The organism is Caballeronia sp. GACF4 (assembly GCF_023631025.1).
Taxonomy (GTDB): domain Bacteria; phylum Pseudomonadota; class Gammaproteobacteria; order Burkholderiales; family Burkholderiaceae; genus Caballeronia.
Genome location: NZ_JALQDW010000026.1, coordinates 145,531 through 167,680 on the forward strand (window position 1 = coordinate 145,531; position 22,150 = coordinate 167,680).

22 protein-coding genes are annotated in these 22,150 nt (G+C 62.7%); 12 read left to right on the forward strand and 10 right to left on the reverse strand.

All coding sequences use genetic code 11. The annotated features are described in order from the left end of the window. Window positions 1-8 precede the first annotated feature (8 nt). From NCR40_RS24585 to NCR40_RS24605, 5 genes are read left to right on the forward strand one after another with little or no spacing between them, the layout of a single operon-like run. Entirely contained in the window at window positions 9-1,202 is a 1,194-nt protein-coding gene (locus NCR40_RS24585; RefSeq protein WP_250469186.1) for an alpha-hydroxy acid oxidase, read from the forward strand. 26 nt (window positions 1,203-1,228) lie between these two features. Then, complete coding sequence (locus NCR40_RS24590; RefSeq protein ID WP_244830965.1) at window positions 1,229-2,065, forward strand: phytanoyl-CoA dioxygenase family protein; 837 nt, start codon at window positions 1,229-1,231, stop codon at window positions 2,063-2,065. 4 nt (window positions 2,066-2,069) lie between these two features. Next, window positions 2,070-3,179 (forward strand): Zn-dependent alcohol dehydrogenase, encoded by a 1,110-nt coding sequence (locus NCR40_RS24595; RefSeq protein WP_250510940.1) that lies wholly within the window; start codon window positions 2,070-2,072, stop codon window positions 3,177-3,179. 9 nt (window positions 3,180-3,188) lie between these two features. Then, entirely contained in the window at window positions 3,189-4,184 is a 996-nt protein-coding gene (locus NCR40_RS24600; RefSeq protein WP_250510941.1) for an alpha/beta fold hydrolase, read from the forward strand. Window positions 4,185-4,240: 56 nt separating this feature from the next. Beyond that, window positions 4,241-5,260, forward strand: coding sequence for a GntR family transcriptional regulator (locus NCR40_RS24605; protein WP_244830962.1), 1,020 nt, complete (start codon window positions 4,241-4,243; stop codon window positions 5,258-5,260). Between the two features lie 7 nt (window positions 5,261-5,267). Here the strand turns inward: NCR40_RS24605 and NCR40_RS24610 are convergent, their stop codons facing one another. After that, the gene (locus NCR40_RS24610; RefSeq protein ID WP_244830961.1) at window positions 5,268-6,197 is read right to left on the reverse strand and encodes a LysR family transcriptional regulator; all 930 of its coding nucleotides are present in this window, start codon (window positions 6,195-6,197) and stop codon (window positions 5,268-5,270) included. Between the two features lie 126 nt (window positions 6,198-6,323). Here NCR40_RS24610 and gbd point away from each other — a divergent pair, with 126 nt between their 5' ends. From gbd to NCR40_RS24635, 5 genes are all read left to right on the forward strand, one after another. Continuing rightward, window positions 6,324-7,463 carry a 4-hydroxybutyrate dehydrogenase gene (gbd, locus tag NCR40_RS24615; RefSeq protein ID WP_250510942.1) on the forward strand — a complete coding sequence of 380 codons (1,140 nt, stop codon included), beginning with the start codon at window positions 6,324-6,326 and terminating at the stop codon, window positions 7,461-7,463. 115 nt (window positions 7,464-7,578) lie between these two features. After that, window positions 7,579-7,782, forward strand: coding sequence for a hypothetical protein (locus NCR40_RS24620; protein WP_244830959.1), 204 nt, complete (start codon window positions 7,579-7,581; stop codon window positions 7,780-7,782). 127 nt (window positions 7,783-7,909) lie between these two features. Then, window positions 7,910-8,860 (forward strand): urea transporter, encoded by a 951-nt coding sequence (locus NCR40_RS24625; RefSeq protein ID WP_250510943.1) that lies wholly within the window; start codon window positions 7,910-7,912, stop codon window positions 8,858-8,860. After that, window positions 8,838-9,614 (forward strand): class II aldolase/adducin family protein, encoded by a 777-nt coding sequence (locus NCR40_RS24630; protein WP_250469192.1) that lies wholly within the window; start codon window positions 8,838-8,840, stop codon window positions 9,612-9,614. Before NCR40_RS24625 ends, NCR40_RS24630 begins: the two co-directional genes overlap by 23 nt. A gap of 27 nt (window positions 9,615-9,641) precedes the next feature. Beyond that, complete coding sequence (locus NCR40_RS24635; protein ID WP_016347879.1) at window positions 9,642-9,827, forward strand: 4-oxalocrotonate tautomerase; 186 nt, start codon at window positions 9,642-9,644, stop codon at window positions 9,825-9,827. Between the two features lie 96 nt (window positions 9,828-9,923). Here NCR40_RS24635 and NCR40_RS24640 read toward each other — a convergent pair whose 3' ends face one another. From NCR40_RS24640 to NCR40_RS24670, 7 genes are all read right to left on the reverse strand, one after another. Continuing rightward, on the reverse strand, window positions 9,924-10,172 hold the full coding sequence (locus NCR40_RS24640) for a glutathione S-transferase family protein (RefSeq protein ID WP_250510944.1): 249 nt from the start codon (window positions 10,170-10,172) through the stop codon (window positions 9,924-9,926). Window positions 10,173-10,356: 184 nt separating this feature from the next. After that, on the reverse strand, window positions 10,357-12,531 hold the full coding sequence (locus NCR40_RS24645; RefSeq protein ID WP_250510945.1) for a malate synthase G: 2,175 nt from the start codon (window positions 12,529-12,531) through the stop codon (window positions 10,357-10,359). A gap of 171 nt (window positions 12,532-12,702) precedes the next feature. Next, on the reverse strand, window positions 12,703-13,413 hold the full coding sequence (locus NCR40_RS24650; protein ID WP_250469195.1) for a UPF0149 family protein: 711 nt from the start codon (window positions 13,411-13,413) through the stop codon (window positions 12,703-12,705). Between the two features lie 132 nt (window positions 13,414-13,545). Then, on the reverse strand, window positions 13,546-15,780 hold the full coding sequence (locus NCR40_RS24655; RefSeq protein ID WP_250510946.1) for a xanthine dehydrogenase family protein molybdopterin-binding subunit: 2,235 nt from the start codon (window positions 15,778-15,780) through the stop codon (window positions 13,546-13,548). A gap of 21 nt (window positions 15,781-15,801) precedes the next feature. Then, window positions 15,802-16,806 carry an FAD binding domain-containing protein gene (locus NCR40_RS24660; protein WP_284507852.1) on the reverse strand — a complete coding sequence of 335 codons (1,005 nt, stop codon included), beginning with the start codon at window positions 16,804-16,806 and terminating at the stop codon, window positions 15,802-15,804. Between the two features lie 10 nt (window positions 16,807-16,816). Then, entirely contained in the window at window positions 16,817-17,446 is a 630-nt protein-coding gene (locus NCR40_RS24665; protein WP_409014814.1) for a (2Fe-2S)-binding protein, read from the reverse strand. A 786-nt stretch (window positions 17,447-18,232) separates the two neighbouring features. Continuing rightward, on the reverse strand, window positions 18,233-19,549 hold the full coding sequence (locus NCR40_RS24670) for an MFS transporter (RefSeq protein WP_250510947.1): 1,317 nt from the start codon (window positions 19,547-19,549) through the stop codon (window positions 18,233-18,235). 401 nt (window positions 19,550-19,950) lie between these two features. On the opposite strand from NCR40_RS24670, the gene NCR40_RS24675 reads away from it, so the two are divergent. Both NCR40_RS24675 and NCR40_RS24680 read left to right on the forward strand, forming a co-directional pair. Beyond that, window positions 19,951-20,574 (forward strand): copper-binding protein, encoded by a 624-nt coding sequence (locus tag NCR40_RS24675; RefSeq protein ID WP_250510948.1) that lies wholly within the window; start codon window positions 19,951-19,953, stop codon window positions 20,572-20,574. Window positions 20,575-20,728: 154 nt separating this feature from the next. Beyond that, window positions 20,729-21,229, forward strand: a complete 501-nt coding sequence (locus NCR40_RS24680) for a DUF4019 domain-containing protein (protein WP_244830949.1) — start codon at window positions 20,729-20,731, stop codon at window positions 21,227-21,229. A 13-nt stretch (window positions 21,230-21,242) separates the two neighbouring features. Here NCR40_RS24680 and NCR40_RS24685 read toward each other — a convergent pair whose 3' ends face one another. Both NCR40_RS24685 and NCR40_RS24690 read right to left on the reverse strand, forming a co-directional pair. Then, entirely contained in the window at window positions 21,243-21,548 is a 306-nt protein-coding gene (locus NCR40_RS24685; protein WP_250510949.1) for a high-potential iron-sulfur protein, read from the reverse strand. Between the two features lie 461 nt (window positions 21,549-22,009). Beyond that, window positions 22,010-22,138, reverse strand: coding sequence for an MFS transporter small subunit (locus NCR40_RS24690; RefSeq protein WP_244830947.1), 129 nt, complete (start codon window positions 22,136-22,138; stop codon window positions 22,010-22,012). Window positions 22,139-22,150: the final 12 nt, after the last annotated feature.

Sequence of the window (22,150 nt, forward strand, 5' to 3'; positions counted from 1 at the left end):
GAAAAATCATGCGACATTACGCGACTATCGAGGAACTGCGCATCGCCGCCAGGAAGCGCGTGCCGCGCATGTTCTACGACTATGTCGATGCCGGTTCGTGGACCGAATCGACGTATCGCGCGAACAGTGACGACTTCGCGCAACTGCAGTTCCGGCAGCGTGTCGCCGTGGATTTCAGCGAGCGCAATCTCACGACGACGATGGCTGGTATCCCCGTTTCGATGCCGGTCGCCATTGCACCGACCGGCATCGCCGGCATGCAACGCGCGGATGGCGAGATTCTCGCGGCGCGCGCGGCCGCGCGCTTCGGTGTGCCGTTCACGTTATCGACGGTCAGCATCTGCTCGATCGAGGACGTCGCCGCGCATACGCAGAAGCCTTTTTGGTTTCAGCTCTACATGATGAAGGACCGCGGTTTCATTGCGGACCTGATTTATCGCGCGAAAATTGCCGGGTGTTCCGCGCTCGTCCTCACGCTCGACTTGCAGATTCAAGGCCAGCGCCACAAGGACAAACGGAACGGTCTGTCCGCGCCGCCAAAGCTCACGCTGCGCAACCTCGCGCATCTGTCGCGCTATCCGCGCTGGTGTGCGGGCATGCTGGGCACGCCGCGCCGCACCTTCGGCAATATCGTCGGACATGCGCCGGGCGTGACGGGCATCGCGTCGATGGCCGACTGGGCCGCGCGGCAGTTCGACCCGACGCTCACGTGGCAGGACATCGACTGGGTGCGCAAGCAGTGGGGCGGCAAGATCATCCTGAAGGGCATCCTCGACGAGGAAGACGCGCGCATTGCCCGCGATATCGGCGCGGACGCGCTCATCGTTTCGAATCATGGCGGGCGTCAACTGGACGGCGCGCCTTCGAGCATTTCCATGCTGCCGCGTATCGCAGAAGCCGTGCATGGCGATATCGAACTGCACATGGACGGTGGCATCCGCTCGGGACAAGACGTGTTGAAAGCGCTCGCTTGCGGCGCGCGCGGCGTGTACATAGGCCGCGCATTTCTGTATGGACTCGGCGCGGAAGGTGAAGCGGGCGTGACACGTGCGCTCGAAATCATCCGCGATGAACTCGATATGACGATGGCCCTCGCAGGCGTCACTGATGCACGCGCGATAGACGGCCGCGTATTGCGCTCAGGCGGCTTTACCTCCGGGCGCGGCGCGCTGGAAACACCGGTGCGCATGCAGGTTGCTTGAATCACGGAAAAAAGGAGACTCGCATCATGCTGAAGGCATTGACCCCGCAACAGGTTGAACATTTCCAGCAACACGGCTATGTCGCGCCCATTCGCGTGATGTCCGAAGAGACCGCGCTCGAACTGCGCAAGCGCCTGGAGGACTTCGAGCACGAGAAAAGTTCGTTCGCGAAGAAGGCGCTCAACGTAAAGAGCCATCTGCTGTTTCCGTGGCTCAACGATCTCGTGCGCAACGACAAGGTAGTCGATGCAATCGACGATCTCTACGGCGAGAATCTGCTGGTCTGGGCAAGCAGCTTCTTCATCAAGAACGCGCGCGACCCGGCTTACGTGTCGTGGCATCAGGACTCGACGTATTGGGGGTTGTCCAAGCCCGATGTCGTGACCGCGTGGGTCGCGCTTTCGGAGAGCAACCGTTCGAACGGTGCGATGCAGGTCGTGCCGGGCACGCATCTGCTCGACCAGATGCCGCATCGCGATACCTTCAACGAGCACAATCTGCTCACACGCGGGCAGGAAGTCGCGGTGGAAGTGGATGAAGCGCAGGCGGTATCGATCGAACTCGCGCCGGGCGAGATGTCGCTTCATCATGTGCGAATCGTGCATGGCTCGCCGCCCAACCATTCGGACAAGCGGCGCATCGGCTATGCCATCCGCTATATCCCGACTTACGTGCGCCAGCTCGAAGGCGAGGACAGCGCCACGCTCGTGCGCGGCATCGATACGTACAACACCTTCGAGCACGAGCCGCGTCCGACCGAGGAACTGGACCCGGCGTTCGTCGCGCTGCATCAGCAGATCGGCGAGCGCAACCTGAACATTCTCTACAAGGGCGCGGGACAAACCGCAACCGGACGACGCTAGACGCATGACGAACACGAAATTCGAAGCAGCGGTCTTGGAGCGTAAAGGCGAGCCCTTGCAGATCAGGCGCGTCACGCTCGGCAATCTGGCCGACACGGATGTGATCGTGCGCGTGAAGGCGACGAGCCTGTGCCATACCGATCTCGAAGCGGTGCGCGGCGACTTGCGCACGCCGCTTCCGTTCGTGCCGGGACACGAAGCGGCGGGTATCGTCGAATGGGTGGGCAACGCAGTGCGCGGCGTGAAGGTGGGCGACCATGTCGTCACGTCGTGGAATCCTCATTGCGGCGCGTGCTTTTACTGTGCGCGCAAGCTTTCGATTCTCTGCCAGCCGTATCGCGATCACGCGGCGCAGTCGTTCCATTTCGATGGCGCGCCTCGCCTCTTTCGCGACGATGGCGCGCCCGTGCATCAGTTGATGTATTCGGGCAGCTTCGCGGAGTTGTGCGTGGTGTCGGAAGAGTGTGCGGTGAAGGTGCCCCACGAGATGCCGTTCGACCGCGCGTGTCTCATCGGCTGTGGCGTGATGACGGGCGTGGGCGCGGCGCTGAATGTCGCGAAGGTCGAGCCGGGCAGTACCGTGACGGTAATCGGCTGCGGCGCGGTCGGTTTGTCGGCGGTGCAGGGCGCGCGGCTCGCGGGCGCGGCGCGCATCATCGCGGTGGATCGCGCGTCGGACAAGCTCGATCTTGCGCGCGCGGTCGGCGCCACTCACGCGCTTTCAGCCGACGACAACCTCGCTGCCGCGCATGCCGATCTGACCCAGGGACGCGGCGCGGATTACGTATTCGAGGCTGCGGGCAATCGCGCATCGCTGCGAACAAGCGTGGAGCTTGCAAGGCCCGGCGCGCATGTCGTGTGGCTCGGCAAGCTGCCGGCGGAAGAAGAGGCATCGTTTCGTTGGGCGAGCCTCATGGGCGAGAAACAGATCGTACGTTCGAGCTACGGCGGCGCGAACCCGGCCAGCGACTTTCGGATGCTCGCCAAAGCGTATCTCGACGGCTCGCTGAAACTCGACGAGTACGTGACGTCGCATATCGCGCTTGCCGATATCAACGACGGCTTGCAAAGGCTCGCCACGGGCGCGGAGCTGCGCGCGGTCATCGAATTCTGAGCGAACGTCATGCGTCATCCCGACATGCAACCCGGCTGGATCGACGCGCCGCATCGCAGCGCGACGCTCGGGCGCTTCGCGCTGGAATCGGGCGAACATATAGACGATCTGCTCGTGTCCTACGTCGTGCACGGCGATATCGGCGACCGCGCACGGCCCGTGGTATTGGGCTTGTGCGCGATCGGCAGCACGCATCATCGGCTGGACTTTCTGATCGGCGAGGCGCGTGCCTTCGACCCGCAAAGCGTGAACATCATCGTCGTGGATGCGCTCGGCAATGGCTTGTCGAGTTCGCCTTCCAATGCGTTGAGCCAGGGCGGCGAGCGCTTTCCGCGCTTCACCATCCGCGACCTGGTGAAGAGCCAGAAGGCGCTGCTCGATCATCTCGGCATCGATGAAGTGGCCGCCGTGGTCGGCGCGTCGATGGGCGGCATGCAGGCGTTGCAGTGGGGCGTGACGTTTCCGCGCTTCATGCGCAAGCTCGTCGCGCTAACGCCGATGGCGAAGACCACGCCCTGGTCGCAGGCGATCAATCATGCGGGACGCAGCGCGCTTTCTAAGTCGAACGGAGACTGGAGCGCGTGGCTCGCGGTGATGCAGATCATCGCCATGCGTACGCCCGAACGCTTCGCCGATGACGCCGCGAAAGCGGGCGGCACATACGCCTGGCTCGATGCGCGCGCCGCATGGTGGGCGACGCAGCGCGCCGATCCGCTCGACTGGATTGCGCAGTCGCATGCCTACGATACCCACGATGTCGGCACCACCCCCGGCTTCGATGGCGACACCGCAAAGGCGCTGGCCGCGATTGCGGCACCCACGCTCGTCTGCGTGCCCGCGCTCGATCTCTACAATCCCGTTGAAGCGGGCGTCTGGGCCGCGGAGCACATTCCGCAAGCGACCTTGCTGCGGCTGCCCTGCACGAGCGGGCACATGATGGCCTCGGAAGCGGACCCTCAGGCGGCGGCGCAGCTGAACGACGCCATCGCCGAATTCATGCGGTGACGGCGCATACGTGCTGGGGTATGGTTGAGCATTGATCGAATCTGCACGAAGAACACATGAGCCAGTTGAACACCTACGCGACGAATGCCGCCGATACCCCGCCGCTTGATGCAGGCGGCTCCATCCAGCATCGCACTTACCGGCTGTTGCGCGAGATGATCGAGGACGGACGTATCGCGCCTGGAGAAAAGCTGCTCGAAGCGCAGGTCGCGAAGTCTTTTTGTATCAGCCGCTCGCCTGCGCGTATTGCGCTTGCGGCGTTGTGCGCTGACAAGATCATCGTCGAGAGCGAGGGGCGCGGGTATCGCGTGGCGGGAACGGCATCGGCGGAACGCGCGGGCAAGGCGGCCGTGCTCGACAAGGTCGAACTCACTAACGAGCCGCAATGGCAGCGCATGTATGCCGATCTGGAGCGCGAACTTTGTACGCGCGTGCTGTTCGGCTCGGTGCGTATTACCGAGGAAGCGCTGGCGCAGTACTTCGACGTGAGCCGCACTGTGGCGCGCGGCGTCATGGCGCGCATGCATAGCGTGGGCGCGCTGTCGCAGGACCGCAATGGACACTGGATTGCCGAACAGGTGACCGAGGCGCGTATTGGGCATCTCTTCGAAATGCGCCGTTTGCTCGAACCGACCGCGCTGGTGCATGCCGCGCCGCTTGTTTCGCGCGAATTTCTCGAAGGCGTGCGCGAGCGGCTCATCGGCGCGATCGAGGCCACGCATCGCGGCGGCGCCGAAATGGACATGGCGGAAACAGACCTGCATATCGACCTGCTCGCGCATTGCCCGAACAAGGAGATCGTCTTTGCGCTGCAGCGTACGCATGTGCTGTTCGTGCCGACGCGCTATTTGAGCGACCCGTATCTGCAGATTCCCGATCAGCTCATCAGCGATGCCTTCACGGAGCATCTGCGCATCATCGACGACATTCTCGCCGGCAAGCCCGAACGCGCGGCGCAGACCTTACAGGAGCACATCGGCGAAGCGGATACACGGTGGATGCTGCGCTTCGAGATCATCCGGCGCTTGAGGCAGCCCGATCTTCCGCCGTATCTTTCGTCGCTCGGCAGCGTCTGATTCCTGTTCACGCGCGGCCGGCTTCCTCGATCGCCTGCATCAAAAGACGCACGCCGGGAGACAGAGGCGCGTCGCGCCGCGTGACCAGTTCGTAAGGCTCGCTACGCGACGACAATGCAAGCGGCAAGGTGCAGACGATGCCATGCGCCGTGCAAAAGCGCGCGACATCCACGGACACCAGCGCCACTAGCGACGGGTTTTTCTGTAGCAGAGAAAGCGTCGCGAACGCAGATGTGGTTTCGAGCAGATGCGCGGGAAAACGCAGGCCTGCATCGTGAAACTCGCGTTCGAGCAAGAGGCGCATGGGCATGTTCGCGCGATACACGACCCACCGGTGCTTCGCCAGATCCTTCAAGGCCACGCGCTTTCTCTTCGCCAAGGGATGCTCCGTATTGGCGATGACCGCGAGCGTCTCGTCCTGCACGATCGCGCTGTCGTAGAGATACGGCGTCTGACTCACGCTCGTGCGGCACACGGCGAGATCGAGCCGGCCGGCATCGATCAGACTCAGCAACGTCGCGCTCGTATCTTCCACGATTTCCACCGACATCTCTGGCTGACGCGTGGCGACTTCGGTGATCGCATCGGTCACGAGCGGCACCGCGCCCATGATGACGCCGACCGCCACGCGCCCGCCGTATCCACGCATGATGCCGACGATCTCTTCGCGCAAATGCGCCAGGTCCGTATGAATGAGCCGCGCATAGCGGATCACGCAATGGCCGATCGCGTTGGGTTCGAGCCCGCGATTGGTCCGCACGAATAGCGGCGCGCCGAAGGTGGTTTCGATTTCATGGAGCGCCTTGCTCGCGCCCGGTTGCGTGAGCGCGAGTTGCCTTGCCGCGCCGAGCAGCGAGCCGCGTTCTTCGAGCGCGATGAGAAGCCGCAACTGTTTGACATGCAGGCGGGAGATGATCGAGTCGATGCTGGGCGTCATGGCCGCAAGGGTTGAGTAAAAGTTATAGCGGTATCAATTGTCGTCAGTATCGCCGCGAAGTTCTCCGACGTATACTCGACCACCACCGCGGCGCGCTTCGCTCCATATAACCTTTCCTCAGTCACCATGTCCCTCATCAACTACATCACGCAGATTCAGTTCGACTTCGGCGCGTTGCGCCTGCTTGCGGGAGAGTGCGAACGCTTCGGCATCAAACGCCCGCTGATCGTGTCCGATGCAGGCATTCGCGCAGCCGGTCTGCTCGATAAAGTCGTCGATGCGCTGGGCGCGCAAACGCCCGCGCCGGTATTCGACGCGACGCCGCCGAATCCGAACGAAGCGGCCGTGCGCGCGGCGGTGGCGATGTATCGCGAGAACGATTGCGACGGCGTGATCGCGGCAGGCGGCGGTTCGTCCATCGATCTGGCGAAGGGCGTGGCCGTCTGCGCAACCCACGAAGGTCCGCTGCAAAGTTTCGCGGTGATCGAAGGCGGCCTTGCGCGCATCACGGCGGCGACCGCGCCGGTCATCGCCATTCCGACGACGGCGGGCACCGGCAGCGAAGTGGGTCGCGGCGCGATCCTGATTCTCGACGATGGCCGCAAGGTCGGCGTGATCTCGCCTTATGTCGTGCCAAAAGTCGCCATCTGCGACCCCGAACTCACGCTCGGCCTGCCGCCGCTGATGACCGCCGCCACCGGCATGGACGCCGTGGCGCACTGTCTCGAAACCTTCATGGCGCCGGTGTTCAACGCACCCGCCGACGGCATCGCGCTCGACGGCTTGTGGCGCGCGTGGCGGCATATCGAACGCGCGACGCGCAATCCCGCCGACCGCGTGGCGCGCTGGAACATGATGAGCGCGTCGATGCAGGGCGCGCTTGCTTTCCAGAAGGGTCTCGGCTGTGTGCACAGCTTGTCGCACTCGCTCGGTGGCATCAACCCGAAGCTGCATCACGGCACGCTAAACGCCATTTTCTTGCCGGCGGTCATCGCGTTCAACAGCAGCGCGCCGACCATGCAGGAAGAGGGCAAGCTTTCGCGCATCGCGCAGGCAATGGGCCTCGCATCCGGCGATGAAGTCGGCAAGGCCATCCGCGCGATGACCGCGACGCTCGGACTGCCGCGCGGTTTGTCCGATCTCGGCGTGACGCGCGAATTGTTCCCGCGCATCATCGCTGGCGCGCTGAAGGACCACAGTCATAAGACGAATCCGCGCGAGGCATCGACGGAAGATTACACGGCGATTCTCGAGGCATCCCTGTAATTCGGGCCGGAAGCCAAGACGAGCGACGGCGGCCGATTTGCGGCATTGCAACACGACCCTTACGGGAAAACCCTAGGTTCTGTTACAATGATTGGCAAATTTTGGGGAACTTGCCATGGGCCGCCGCTTCGTTGTCGTAGAAAAGATCGCTTTTACGTTACTCACCATGTCCGCCGTGCTGGACGCGAGCTATATTACTTGGGAAAGCCATCCTAACTTCCGTGAGAACGTCACGGAAATCGTCAAAATGAGTTCAGACCTCTCGTTGGCGAACCCCGGTGGCGACGCCACGCCGCTCGTTCCCATGGCGTTCAATTAAGTTTCACGTCGCCGCGCTCGCCTTCTTCGAGCGCGGCAGTCGCATACCCGCTATACGGCCCGCCGTCGCACGGCGCGCGCACCTTGTCTTATGCTGGCGGCTCCTCAAGCCGTTTCCGCCGCCACGCATGTCCGCCGCCATCCACACCAACGCCAGTTTCGGCGATCAAATCACGAGCTTTGCCCGCAGCATCGGGCAAATCGTCCTGCAGCGTAATGCCGCGACGGGCGTCTGCATCTTCGTCGCGCTGCTGTGCGCGAATCCCCGGCTCGCGTGCGGTCTGCTTATCGGCGCGTTGACGGGCAACGTCATTACCGTCATCACGCAAGACGCGGATTCACCCGCCATGCGCGACGATCTCTACGGTTTCAACGGCGCATTGGCCGCGCTCGCGGCGTTCACGTTTATCGGCGATGCATCGCAGGCGGCGGCTGTGGCCATTGTCGCGGCGATGGCCGCGACGCTCATCGCCCCCACGCTCGCCGGCAGACTCATGCGCTTTGGCTTGCCGATCTTCTCCAGCCCGGCGATCATCGTGACCTGGTGCTGGCTGCCGTTTCTGGCCGGGCGCGGCGATACAGGCGCGATTCCGCCCGTCGCGACGGGCTTCGTTTCCATGCTGCAAGCGGCTTTCGCGGGCCTCGCGCCGATTGTCTTCGCGACCGGCGCGCTGGCCGGTGCGCTCATCGCAATCGGGCTGTTTGCCGCCGGGCCGTCGCGTGCGGCGTGGGCGCTCGCGGGCAGCGGACTCGGCGCGTTTCTGCACGCACTCGGCGGCGCAAGCGATGCCGTCGCGCTCTCTGGTGCATGCGGTTTCAATGCGGCGCTCGCGGCGCTGGCTGCCGCGCCGCTCGGCGGCCGCTATGCGCTGCTGGCGATCGTCGCATCGGTGTTGTTCGAGCGCGTGATCGATTGCCTGGGCGTCGCCGCGTTGACCGCGCCTTTCGTGCTGGCGTCGTGGACGGTGCTTTGCATGGCGCGCCGTCTCGAGGCGCATACGGACAAGTCGCATCGCATGCAGGCAGCGCCCGCTCTCGTCGATAAAGGAGACTCACATGTCGTTCACCCACACGCCTGAGCGCCGCATCGCGGAAAGCGGACCGCGTTCGGCGGCCGAAGCGGCGACGCGCGCCGATCTGGCGGCGGCGTATCGGCTCGTTGCGCTCAACGGCTGGGACGATGTCGTCTATACGCACATCTCGGCAAGCGTTCCCGGCGAGCCCGGCCGCTTTCTGATCAACCCGTTCGGGCTTTCCTTCGACGAAGTCACGGCGTCGAATCTCGTCAAGATCGATATCGATGGCAACGTGATCGGCGCGAGCGCGCATCCCGTGAACGCGACCGGCTTCGCGCTGCATGGCGCGGTGCACGCCGCCCGTGCCGATGCCGTTTGCGTGATGCATCTTCACGTGCGCGAAGCGATCGCCGTGTCCGCGCAACCGCACGGCTTGCTGCCCGGCTCGCAACATGCCATGCGCTTTCACGGGCACCTGGCGTACCACGATTACGAAGGCCTCGCGTTTTCGCCGGCGGAAGGCGAGCGGCTGGTTGCGAGTCTCGGCGCGCATCGCGCTATGCTCTTGCGCAATCACGGGCCGCTTACGCTTGGGCGCACCATCGCCGAGGCTTACGTGCTGATGGATATGCTCGTGAAGGCGTGCGATATTCAGCTGCGCGCGCTGGCGGGCGTGGGCAAGATGATCGTGCCGAATCCGGATGTCGTCGCGCGCACGGCCGCACAATTGCACGATGACGATGCGATCGAAGGCGCACTCGAATGGCCTGCGCTGCTGCGCAAGCTCGAGCGCATCGACCCGTCGTATCGGGAATGAAGGTTCAACTCAAAGGAGATCGACGGCATGCCGACATTCAATATTCAATTGTTCGAAGGCCGCACGGCGGAAGAGAAGCGCAAGTTCGTCGAGGCGATCACGCGTACGACTTGCGAGACGCTCGGCTGCGAGCCGGGCTCCGTGGATATCATTCTGACGGATGTGAAGCGCGAGAATTGGGCGACGGCGGGGAAGCTCTGGTCGGAGCAGTAGTTGTGGGTTCATGTGGCTGACGTTTCGGCTGTCTGCCGCTTTTGGATGGATCGCCGAATCTCAATTTTTCGACCGGATTCGAGCGCGATGCGCGCGTCATACGACGGGCGACGCCCCTTTAGCGGCAAGCGCGGCCTTCACCGCAGGGCGTGCGCCGATCCGGTCCACAAAGCGTGCGAGCGACTTCCAGCGCTCGATGTCTATTGAGAAGTGCGGCAGCCACGACAGTATCGTGTAAAGGTAGGCGTCCGCCACACCGAAGTCGCCGACCTGTGCGGCGGCCTTCGAGACAGATCGCGCATCCGCCACGGCCACCAGCAAACGCCAATGCATCAAGTTCATCATGATCGGATGGGCTCAAGGGGAAATCGCGGGCGAGCGCTTCGGGGCGCCATGCGTCGATAACATCGACCGCTTTTGAACAAGGTCTGACGCCGATGAATGCAACCTAAGTACCTTCAGCCGAACTCTCGTTGCGTAAGTGACTAATCGACGAAGGATCGCCAAGCGGCCCTTCATCCAAAGCAACTCAAGCCGTCTGCTTGGCTGCCAGCCGGAACTTATGCAACAACGGTTCCGTATACCCGCTAGGTTGCGTACGACCCTCGAACACCAGCGCGCACGCCGCCTTGAACGCATACGAACTGTCGAATGCCGGCGCCATCGGACGATAATGCGGGTCTGCTTCGTTCTGCTGGTCCACCACGGCGGCCATGCGTTCCAGCGTTTGTCTCACCTGCTCTTCCGTGACGATGCCATGCCGCAGCCAATTCGCAATGTGCTGGCTCGAAATGCGCAGGGTGGCGCGGTCTTCCATCAGGCCGACATCGTGAATGTCCGGCACCTTCGAACAGCCCACGCCCTGATCGACCCAGCGCACCACATAACCGAGAATGCCCTGTGCGTTGTTCTCGATCTCGCTCTTGATGTCGTCTTCCGACCAGCTCGGCTTGTCGACCACCGGAATGGTCAGCAGGCCATCCAGCAGTTCGTTCTTCACGCCGTCGTAGTCGATGCTCTCCATGTCCTGCTGAACGTGCTGCACATCGACCTGATGGTAATGCAGCGCATGCAGCGTGGCCGCCGTGGGCGAAGGCACCCACGCCGTGTTCGCGCCCGCCTTCGGGTGCGCGATTTTCTGCTGCAGCATGGCGTGCATGAGATCGGGCATCGCCCACATGCCCTTGCCGATCTGCGCGCGGCCGCGCAAGCCGGTGTTCAGCCCGACGAGCACGTTGTTACGCTCGTATGCGCCAATCCAAGCGGACGACTTCATGTCGCCCTTGCGCATCATCGGGCCGGCTTCCATCGACGAATGCATTTCGTCGCCGGTGCGATCCAGAAAGCCCGTGTTGATGAACGCGACGCGCGCGCCCGCCGCCGCGATACATGCCTTGAGGTTCACGCTGGTGCGGCGTTCCTCGTCCATGATCCCCATCTTGATGGTATGACGCGGCAAGCCAAGCAGGTCCTCGACGCGCGTGAAAAGCTCGTCCGAAAACGCCACTTCGGCGGGGCCGTGCATCTTCGGCTTGACGATATAGATGGAGCCCGTGCGCGAGTTGATCTTGTTCTTGAGGTCGTGCAGCGCGCCGAGCGTGGTCATCACCGCGTCGAGAATGCCTTCGGGAATCTCGTTGCCGTCGCGATCGAGCACGGCGGGGTTGGTCATCAGATGCCCGACGTTGCGGATGAAGAGGAGCGAGCGGCCATGCAGCTTGAGCGTCGAGCCGTCGGGCGCGGTGTATTCGCGGTCGGGGTTCAGGCTGCGCGTGAAGCTCTTGCCGTTCTTCGTCACCTGCTCGGCGAGATTGCCCTGCATGAGACCGAGCCAGTTGCGATAGAGCGCGGTCTTGTCGGCGGCATCGACGGCGGCCACCGAATCTTCGCAATCGATGATCGTGCTCACCGCCGCTTCCATCAGCAGGTCCTTGACATGCGCGCCATCCGTCTTGCCGATGGGATGATCGGCGTCGATCTGAATCTCGACATGCAGGTCGTTATGCTTGAGGAGGATGGCGTGGGGCGCGCTGGCATCGCCCTGAAAGCCCGCGAACTGTTCCGGGTTCGCGAGGCGGCTCTTGTCGTCCTTCAGCGTGACGACGAGCTTGCCCTGTTCGATGCTGTACTTCGTGGCGTCGGCATGGGAGCCGTGCGCGAGGGGCGCATTGTCGTCGAGAAAGGCGCGTGCATAGGCGATTACTTTCGCGCCGCGCTTAGGATTGAACTCGGCCGTGCGCTCGGCGCCGTCGCTTTCGTCGATGGCATCGGTGCCATACAGCGCGTCATACAGACTGCCCCAGCGTGCGTTCGCGGCGTTGAGCGCATAGCGCAGATTCGACAGCGGCACGACGAGTTGCGGACCGGCCTGTTCGGCGATTTCGCGATCGACATTGGCGGTCGTTGCGCGCACGCTGGCAGGCGCGGGCACGATATAGCCAATCTCTTCCAGAAACTTGCGATACGCGCGCAGGTCGCGCACCGGGCCAGGATTGCCGCGATGCCAGTTGTCGAGTTCGGTCTGCAGGCGGTCGCGCTCGGCGAGCAACGCGCGGTTCTTCGGTGCGAGATCGTGCACCAGGGCGTCGAAGCCTTTCCAGAAGGAAGCAGTATCGACGTCCGTGCCGGGAATGGCTTCTTCTTCGACGAACTTGGCGAGACTCGTGGCGACCTTGAGGCCGTGTTGTTGGGTCATGTCGGTCATGGGCACTCCGGCTGAACGATGCTTCAGGGGTTTTTGGGCGGGCTGGGCAATATGGTAGCGCGGATTGACGGCGGGTCGCTGTTCGAAACGGCAAGCGTGGGCGCTGCGGGCTTCATACGGAACGCCTTCCGGTGCGTACGCAACGGCGCCGGAAGACGATTGGCCCGCGCATCAATGCAGCGTCGGAAGATTGCCGCCGCAGCACTGCTTGTACTTTCGGCCGCTGCCGCACGGGCACGGGTCGTTGCGTCCGACTTTCGGCTCCAGCCGCTTCAATGGCATGGGAGAGAGACCGGCTGCCCGCGCCTTTCGCTGCGGCTCGAAGAACCGGTAGATCGTGCTCAGGTTCTCGCACATCTGGCCGATCAGTCCATCGCGCGTTTCGTTTTCGATGGAAAGCGACTGCAAGGTGCGGTTGTCGTCGTGTTCGTGATGCAAGGCCAGCACGGGAGCCAGCAAACGCGCGCGCGTGTCGTCCCTGAGCAGGCTGCTCCAGCTTTCGGCACGCATGCCGACGCCACGGATGAAGCCATGCGCCCAGTCGTTCGCGTTCGCCACGCCGCTCTCGTCTTCTTCGAGCACAGGCTCGTAATGATGCGAACTATCGAGCGTGCGCGCCAGTTCGCCCACGACGACATTCCAGTGGCGTATCAGCAATCCGGTGATCTCGGTTGCCTGCCGTTCGCTATCGAACTCGAAATCGGTGTTCCAGATTTCAGGAAACCATTCGCTGGACTTGATGAGGTCCGGGCAACACGCCAGGGCAGCGAAGAAGCCATCGACCATTTCGACGTTCATCGCGTTCGGACCAACGGATGCGAGGAAGTCGTCGAGCTGGTTGAGTTCGTCGTCGGAAAGATTGTCGGGGCGGATCGAGGGCACGTTTGAAGATTGGACGTTTAGAGTTTTCGGACAGGAGTCACTTCATCGATTGTACGGCCTGCTTGTTTTCCTCCGATCGAAGGCCAAGGAAAAGGCCCGGTCTCGAAAGACCGGGCCTCACCGTGCATCGACTCACACAGCCGCTTCCAGCAAGTCCTCGATCATCACCGGCAGCTTTCTCACCCGCACGCCGGTTGCGTGATAGACCGCGCCCGTGATCGCCGCCGCGATCCCGGCAAGCCCGATCTCCGCGATCCCGCGTGCGCCGAGTTCGTTGAAGATGGTGTCCGGATGATCGAGGAAGGTGACGTCGAGCTTCGGCGTATCCGCGTTGGTGGCGACGACGTAATCCGCGAAATTGCTGTTGATCGGCGCGCCGCTGCGCTCGTCGTAGATCGTATGCTCGAAGAGCGCCATGCCGACGCCCATCACCACCGCGCCTTCCACCTGATTGCGTCCCGCGCGCGGATTGAGAATCTTGCCGCCGTCGATCACCGTCACCACGCGGCTCACGCGCAAGCGCGCCGTCGCCGCGTCCCAGGTCACTTCGGCGAAATGCGCGCCGTACGAGTGAATCGACCACTTCTTCTTGAGTGGATCGTCGAAGCCGCCTTTTGCGCTGCCGCTCCCCGATGCCGCATGCATGTTCGACAACTCGAGAATCCGCGTATAAGGCACGCCGCTTTCCGCCGATTCGTTCTTGCGATGCACGCGTGCGCCACTCAACGCGAGATCGTCCGGCTTCGCGCCCGCGAACGGCGATCCTTCCGCCTCCGATGCACGTGTGAGCACGATCTTCACCGCCGCGCGCACGGCATCCGACACCGCCGGAATCACGGATGCCGTCGCCGCCGAGCCGCCGGAAATGGGACCGATGGGCAAGGCCGTATCGCCGAGACCGACTTCGATCTTGCGTAGCGCAATGCCGGTGTGCTCGGCCACCAGCTGCGCGAGGATCGTGTACGTGCCGGTGCCGATATCCTGCGTGCCGCACGCAACCCGCGCCGTGCCGTCCGCGCGCAGATCGACCGCCGCTTCCGCCGAGAAGCGCAAGCCAGGCCAACTGCATGCGCCGACGCCCCAACCGAGCGTCAAGCCATCGCGCTTCATGGACCCGACCTCGGGCGTGCGTTTCGCCCAGCCGAATTTCTCCGCGCCAGTCTTGAGACATTCGACGAGATGCCGCGACGAGAACGGCAAGCCGCTGCTTTCATCGACGGTGGGTTCGTTACGCAGCCGCAATTCCACCGGATCGATCTTCAAGGCGACCGCGAGTTCATCCATCGCCGATTCGAGTGCGTAGAGACCGGGCACCGCGCCTGGACCGCGCATCGACGTGGGCGAACCGACGTTGCGCTTCGCGACGCCACCCGTTACGCGCAGATTGGCCGTGCTGTACATCTGCGGCGTGGGTTCGCCACAGTCTTCGGCGTATTCGTCGGCGAGCGCGGCGTGGTTCAGAAAATCATGCCGCAGCGACACGAGCTTGCCGTCTTGCGTGGCCGCGAGCCGCACGCGCTGTTGCGTCGTCGGCCGATGTCCCACGTTCTGGAACATCATCTTGCGGCTCAGCACGAGCTTGACCGGATGCCCGGTCTGCTTCGTCGCGACCGCCGCGAGCAGGGAATGCGGCCACATCCACAGCTTGCCGCCGAAACCCGAGCCGAGGTAGCGCGAGATCACGCGCACTTTCTCTTTCGGCACGCCGAGCATCTGCACGAGCGTGCCGCGATGGTTCGACACCGCCTGGCTCGTCTCGTAGAACGTGTAGCTGTCGCCGTTCCAGTGCGCGATGGTCGAATGCAGTTCGATCGGATTGTGCGTCTCGACGGGCGTCACGTAGGTCTCGTCGATTTTCACGGGCGCTTCGTCGAAAGCACTCGCGGCATCGCCGCGCTCGCTCGCGACCTTCGGCTCTTCGGCGGCGGTCAGGGCCGAGCTGACGTCGTGCGGCGTGACGTCGTAGCTCACCTTGATCGCGGCCGCCGCCGCGCTCGCTGTTTCGAAGGTTTCGGCAATCACGCACGCGACGTATTGGCCGTAATAGCGGATCACGTCGTCTTCGAAGGGCGGACGTTGTTCATCGGTATAACCGTCTTCGAACGAATTGCCGGGAATGCGATACAACTTGCCGATATTGCCGCGATGCAGAATCAGCTTCACGCCGGGCATGGCCTGCGCGGCCGCGAATTCGAGCGATGTGATCCTGCCGCTCGCGATGGTGCTGCCAACCGGCACGGCAACCAGCATGCCGGGCAGATCGACGTCTGAAGTGTAAGTCGCGCGGCCGCAAACCTTCAGCGGTCCGTCTATACGCGACTGGGGTCGTCCAATGAAGGACGACGTGGTGTCGGGTGCGGTGGACATGGGCGGGTTCCTCGGTCGGTGTCAGGATGCCTGGGTGGCAAGTTTCAACGCCTGCACGATGCAGCGCTTCGCCAGTTCCACCTTGAAGCCGTTTTCGCTTTGCGGTTTCGCATCGGCGAGGGCGGCATCGGCGGCGCGGCGAAAACTCGCTTCGTCGGGCGTGGCGTCTTGCAGAACCTGTTCGGCTTCGCGCGAGCGCCACGGTTTCGTCGCCACGCCGCCGAGTCCCACGCGCACATGCGCGATACGCCCGTCCTTCACACCGACGACAATCGCCGCCGACGCCAGCGCGAATTCATACGACGCCCGGTCGCGCAACTTCAGGTACACCGAACGCGCGCCTGCCACCGGCGCGGGCAGGCTGACATGCGTGACGAGATCGCCGGCTTCGAGTACGTTCTCGCGCTCGGGCGTGTCGCCGGGCAGGACGTAGAACGCGTCGATGGGAATCGCGCGCTGGCCCTTCGCGCCTTCGACGTGGATGGTCGCTTCGAGCGCGGCGAGCGCCACGTTCATGTCCGACGGATTGCTCGCAATGCACGTGTCGCTCGTGCCGAGAATCGCCTGCGTGCGATTGAAGCCATGAATCGCCGAACAGCCGCTGCCAGGCTCGCGCTTGTTGCAGGGCGAAGCCGTATCGCGGAAATAGACACAGCGCGTGCGTTGCAGCAGATTGCCGGCCGTCGTCGCCATGTTGCGCAACTGGACGGACGCGCCCGCGAGCACCGCCTGCGACAACACCGGATAGCGCTCCTTGATGAGCGGATGGTGCGCGAGGTCCGAATTACGCGCGGTCGCGCCGATGCGCATGCCGCCGTCATCGGTGGCATCGATATGATCGAGCGGCAGACGGCTGATATCGATAATCCGCAAGGGCTTTTCGACATTGAGCTTCATCAGGTCGAGCAGCGTCGTGCCGCCCGCGAGAAAGCGCACTTCGGCGCCTTGCTGCGCGGTATGCGCCGACGCGCCCGCCGCAATCGCGTCGCGCAAGTCGCGCGCGCGGGAAAGCGTGAACATTTCCATGGCGCTCTCCTTAAGCCTTGTTGCCGCGCACGGACTGGATCGCCATGACGATGTTCTGATACGCGCCGCAGCGGCACAGGTTGCCGCTCATCGCTTCGCGAACGTCGTCGTCGCTCGTGCCGACGGGTTCGTCGAGCAGCGCCACCGCCGACATGAGTTGACCGGCCGTACAGTAGCCGCACTGATAGCCGTCGCATTCCACGAATGCGGCCTGCAGCGGATGCATGTCCTCGACTTCGCCGATGCCTTCGATGGTCGTCACGGCGTCGCCGTCGTGCGCGGCGGCAAGACACAAGCACGCGTTCACGCGGCGGCCGTTCACATGCACCGTGCATGCGCCGCACTGACCGTGATCGCAGCCCTTCTTCGTGCCGGTGAGATGCAGATGTTCGCGCAACGCATCGAGCAGCGTCGTGCGCGGATCGAGCGAAAGCGCGTGGCTCTGGCCGTTGACGGTGAGATTGAAGCTGACGCTAGCGTCGCCGGTTCTTGCTGGCGGCGGCGCGAGCACGTCGGCGGTGGCTTGCGCGGCCTGCATTTGCATTTGCGGCTGCGAGGCGACGTCGGCGCCAGGGACGCGCGTCGCGGCGCGCTTGGCCCTGTCTCGTTCGTTCGTGGATTGGGGGACTGGATGTTGCATCGAGCGTTCTCCTGGGTATGACAGCAGTGCCTGGAAGTGCAACGGGATGCGGCGAGAGTGTGTCGATGCGCGCTCGTGAAAGCGGCGCAAGATGGCGACGCGGCGAGGGTCTGCGCGATGCGGCAGGACGTTCGAACAGCGCGTACGCGAGCGGCGAAGCAGGAACGATGACGCCAGGACGACACTCAGCCAGTATAGGCAGCGGTCCGGTCATTACAGAAGGAGCACGTGAAGGCCGGCCGCGCTTGAGTTTCGAAAGCGTTGGCCGCACGAAGCGTGCCCGAAGGCACACGCGTGCTATTCGGTTGAACGATTCTGCGAGAGGCCCGGCGCTGGCTGGCGTCGGCGACAGCAAAACGCGGTGAACTGGCTCGAATGGAATTGCCCGATTCGATGCGCGCCAGCCTTCAATGAGGCATGAAGATACGCGCGATCACGGAGAGGCCAAATGCGCCGGCCGTGCAAAACACAACCAGCAGTACGACGATCACGAGCAGGCGCACGATCAATTGCATTGCGTCGGTCCAAAAAAATTGGCCGCTTACGCGGCCAGAAGGAGGGGTGGATCGGTCAGATTAGAGCTTAGGGGCGCATTCTTAAGCCTGACTTAAGCGGCTTTACTGGCCTCGCGCGGCCTTGAGCGGCTTGAGGCGTGCGCCGGTCTGGCTGCGATCCGCATGCGTGGACGTCTCCGGCAAGTGCGTCCGCGTGGCGTGCCATGAAGATACCCGAAATGAGCGGGCGCTGATCGGGTTCGTGGCCGCGCTTGGCACTGAGCACCGGCACTTAGCGCAGCGCGTCGCTGTAGCGGTCGCGCAGCGGCAGGATGGTCGCAAGCGCGACCGCGCTGCCGAACATCACGTAATAGCAGATGGAGAGCGCGTCGCCGGTGGTCATCGTCAGCCATTGCACGATGGTGGGTGCAAAGCCGCCGAAGATCATTACCGCGACGTTGTAGCTCACCGAAATGCCCGTCGAACGCACGCTCGATGGCAGCAACTCCGAGATGAACGCCGGATAGCAGCCCTGGTAGATGCCGAGATACATCATGAGCACCGCCTGGCAGGCGATCAGCATCGGCAGGCTCGGATGCGCGGTCAGCACCGCGAAGATCGGATACGCCGTAATGAGCGACAGCACGAGCGCGCCCGTCATCAGCTTCTTGCGGCCCACGCGGTCGGACAGCTTGCCGGAAATCGGGCAGCAGACGAGATACACCAGCGCGCCGATGCTCGAACTGATGAGACCGTCGGTGAGCGCGAGATGCAGTACGCGCGTTGCATGCGTCGGCAGATACAGCAGAAAGATGTACGTGCCGATGGTGCCGAAAACCGTCAGCCCGAAGCCAGCGAGCACGGGCATCCAGTGCTTGGTGGCGGTATCGCGGATAGGCCGCGCCGAGAGCTCGTTCTTTTGCGCTTTTTCGACGAACACCGGCGATTCATCGAGCTTCGAACGCAAATAGAGCCCCACGGGCACGATCATCAGCCCGAGCACGAACGGCACGCGCCAGCCCCAGCTAGTGAGATGTTCCGGCGAAAGCGTGCGTGTAAGCACCGCGCCGAAGAGCGAGCCGCACAGACTCGCAGCCGCTTGCGCGACCATCTGGAAACTGCCGAAATAACCGCGCCGGTTCGAGGGCGCGTATTCGACGAGAAACGCCGTCGCGCAGCCGACTTCGCCGCCGGCGGAAAAGCCTTGTATCAGGCGGCCGAGCAGCATGAGCAGGGGCGCGGCCACGCCGATTGCCGCATAAGTCGGCGCGAAGGCGATGATCGCGATACCGACCGCCATCAACGAAATGGTCAGCGTGAGCGCGGACTTGCGCCCGACGCGATCGGCAACGGCGCCAAGCACGATGCCGCCGAGCGGCCGCGTAAGAAAACCCACGCCGAACGTCGCCCAAGTGGCAAGCAGCGAGATGGTCGGATTGGTTGCCGGAAAATACAGCTTCGCGATGATAACGGCGAAAAAGCCGTAGACCATGAAGTCGAACCATTCGAGCGCGTTGCCGATGGTCGAGACGACGATGGCGCGCCGGCCGGACATATTCGACGTGGCGCTTTGTTCGGCCGCATGTGAAGCGGGAAAGGCGGTACTCATCGAGTGTGCTCCGATGGTGGGTCTTCGGGTGCGCACGGGAGAACGCCTGCGCGCCTCTGCAACAACAGAACATTACGCCTTGACGGACTAAGAAAATAAATAATTTACGACGGGTTTTCGTAAGCTTTGAGAAAGGAAGGGGGCGCGTCGAATTCTTTTTGCGTGATGTGTTTGCGGTCCGGCAGCCGTCGACGATCTCTTTTCATACGCACTTCTACCAAATGTTTCACACCTGCTTAAAGATGAGGCGTTTCCGGCTTGCTTAGCAACCCTCAGGACTTTAAATTCAAAGCATGCGATTTTGTCGCGCGATCACTTGAACCGCGCGCGCCTTTTTGTCGGAAACGACGATACGGTTTTGTTCGGGTCATGGTGGCCTGGATTTTTGTCTGGAGCAAAGCATGCAACAACGCAGTTCTTGTTTCGTTCGACTCGTTTCCACATCCATCGCGATGAGCGCGCTTCTTCTTGGCGCGCCTTTCGCTCATGCCAACGACAAGGCTCAGTCAGGCGCGGCTGCGGCAGTGAACGCAAGCCCGGCTATTGGCGATGCGGCTGTCGTCGAGGCAACGGCCAAGATCACACATGTTTTCGCCGATACCAACAGCGTGGAGATTCAGGGCGCGCGAGGTGACAAAGAGGTCATCGCTGTCGATCCGTCGATTGCGGATGTGAAGAAGCTGAAAGTGGGCGATGAATTGCACATTCAGTACCGTGGCGCGGTGTTGATGTCCGCGGACAAGGTCGATCCGAAAGGCGTGCGTTCGCGGGTGAGCGCGAGCCAGACATCGCCGGCATCGGAGGGCGTGGTGGTGTCGACGTCGGGCGTGCAGGTGGTGGCCGTGGTGCAGAAGATCGATCCGCAGACGCGTGAAGTCACGCTTGCGGGTCCGAAGCGGGTGGTGACCATGAAGGTATCGCCGGATGTTTCGCTCGACAAGCTCAAGGTTGGCGACAGCGTGCTTGCCACGTACATGGCCGCAACCGCGGTGGACGTGACGCGCAACGGAGAGATTGTGAAGTAACCAGCGTCGTCGCAGATCCAGGGTGACTTGAGTTTCAGTCACCCTCCTTTTGTTTGCGTGCGGGTTTGAAATTTAGAAACTCAGTATCTCTTACTATCGTGACGAAACTGCGCGATACAATCTCTTCCATGAAACACGCACCACGGCCCGCTCGATGAAAGCAAGCTTCAAACTTTTTCTCTTCGTTGTTTCGCTGATATCGTTTGCCGGGGCGTGCCAGGCGCAGCAGGCACAACAAGCACCGCAGACCGCTCAAGCGCCGCACGCGCTTACCCGCGAGCAGCAGGCGCAACTCGACAAGCAAGATCAGGATATCGCGCAAGTGGCGTCGACTATCGTGAAGATGGTCGATGAAAACAAGGCGGGCGATATCTGGGATCTTTCCTCGCCGCTGGCCCGGAAAGTCATTACGCGCGACGACTTCGTGAAGAAGGTTACGAATGATCGCGCCGCGCTCGGTGCGGCCGGCATGCGTATGCCGATGGGTGTCAGGCACCTTCGTTTCGATGGCACGGGCAACATGCCTGCGGGCTCGTACATCACCGTCACGTTCGATACGCAATTCAGTCAGGCGCAGAAGTCGTCACGCGAGATCGTCACTTTCATTCTCGATCCGGACAACAGTTGGCGCTTCGCGGGGTATTCGGTACGTTGACCGGGCGGCTGGCTCACATATTCGTGTAGGAGGCGCACCAGCCTTTGCCTGCCACGAGTTTGTCGCCGAAGAGCGTGCAGCCGCCCCATGCATCGGTGGATTTGCCTTGAAAGAGCGAGCAGTTGCCGCACGACTGCTCGGCTGCGAAGTTGGGGTACTTCGTCCTATCCACTTTCGCGGCGTCTTCCCTGTAGCCGACTGCCGCGGCCGCGGGATCGGTCTCGTTTAGATGCGCGGCTGCGGCATCGGCGCGAATGAGCCAGAGAGAGGCGCTTGCTCCGGCGCTCATCAAGACGAATTTTCGGCGGGTCAGTTTCATTTTGTTTGAGGTGGACGCGGCACACGTAAGAATTTTCAGCACGATACGCCCAATGCGTTGCAGGCAGCTTTCAACGCGACTGCAATTCGAACGACCGGTCGGATCACGGGCTCATTTTCTTTGCATTGTCTCTTAACGCGAGCGCAACGCCAGGTATTTCACTCGACGCTAAACCTTTGCGCGTTCGTGCCGTAAATCAGGCCAGAAGGGTTCGCAAACGTATCAATGCGCGGTTGCAAACGCCGCGATTTTTTGCAAGGAGAACGACTGTGAGTGAAGCTGAATGGATGATGGCCGGTTTTTACGTTGCCGCACTCGTTTGCGGAAGCTTGTTTATGAGCACGCTGGCGCGGCGCGGTTTGAAACGGCTTGAGGCGCGGGGGCATTGAGGGAACGAAGCCACGACGAGAGGCGACGCGCCCGACGTAACCAAGCGTCCGGCGCCGCCTCAATCAATTCAATCAATGAAACAACTTCCCCGCCTGCGTCAACGTGTTCGTCACCCCCCACGCGAGCGGAATCAGCACATACAGCCAGAACACGAGCATCAAGCCTTTGTTCGCGGGCGCACCTGCTTGTCGATCATCCATCGTCTCTCTCCT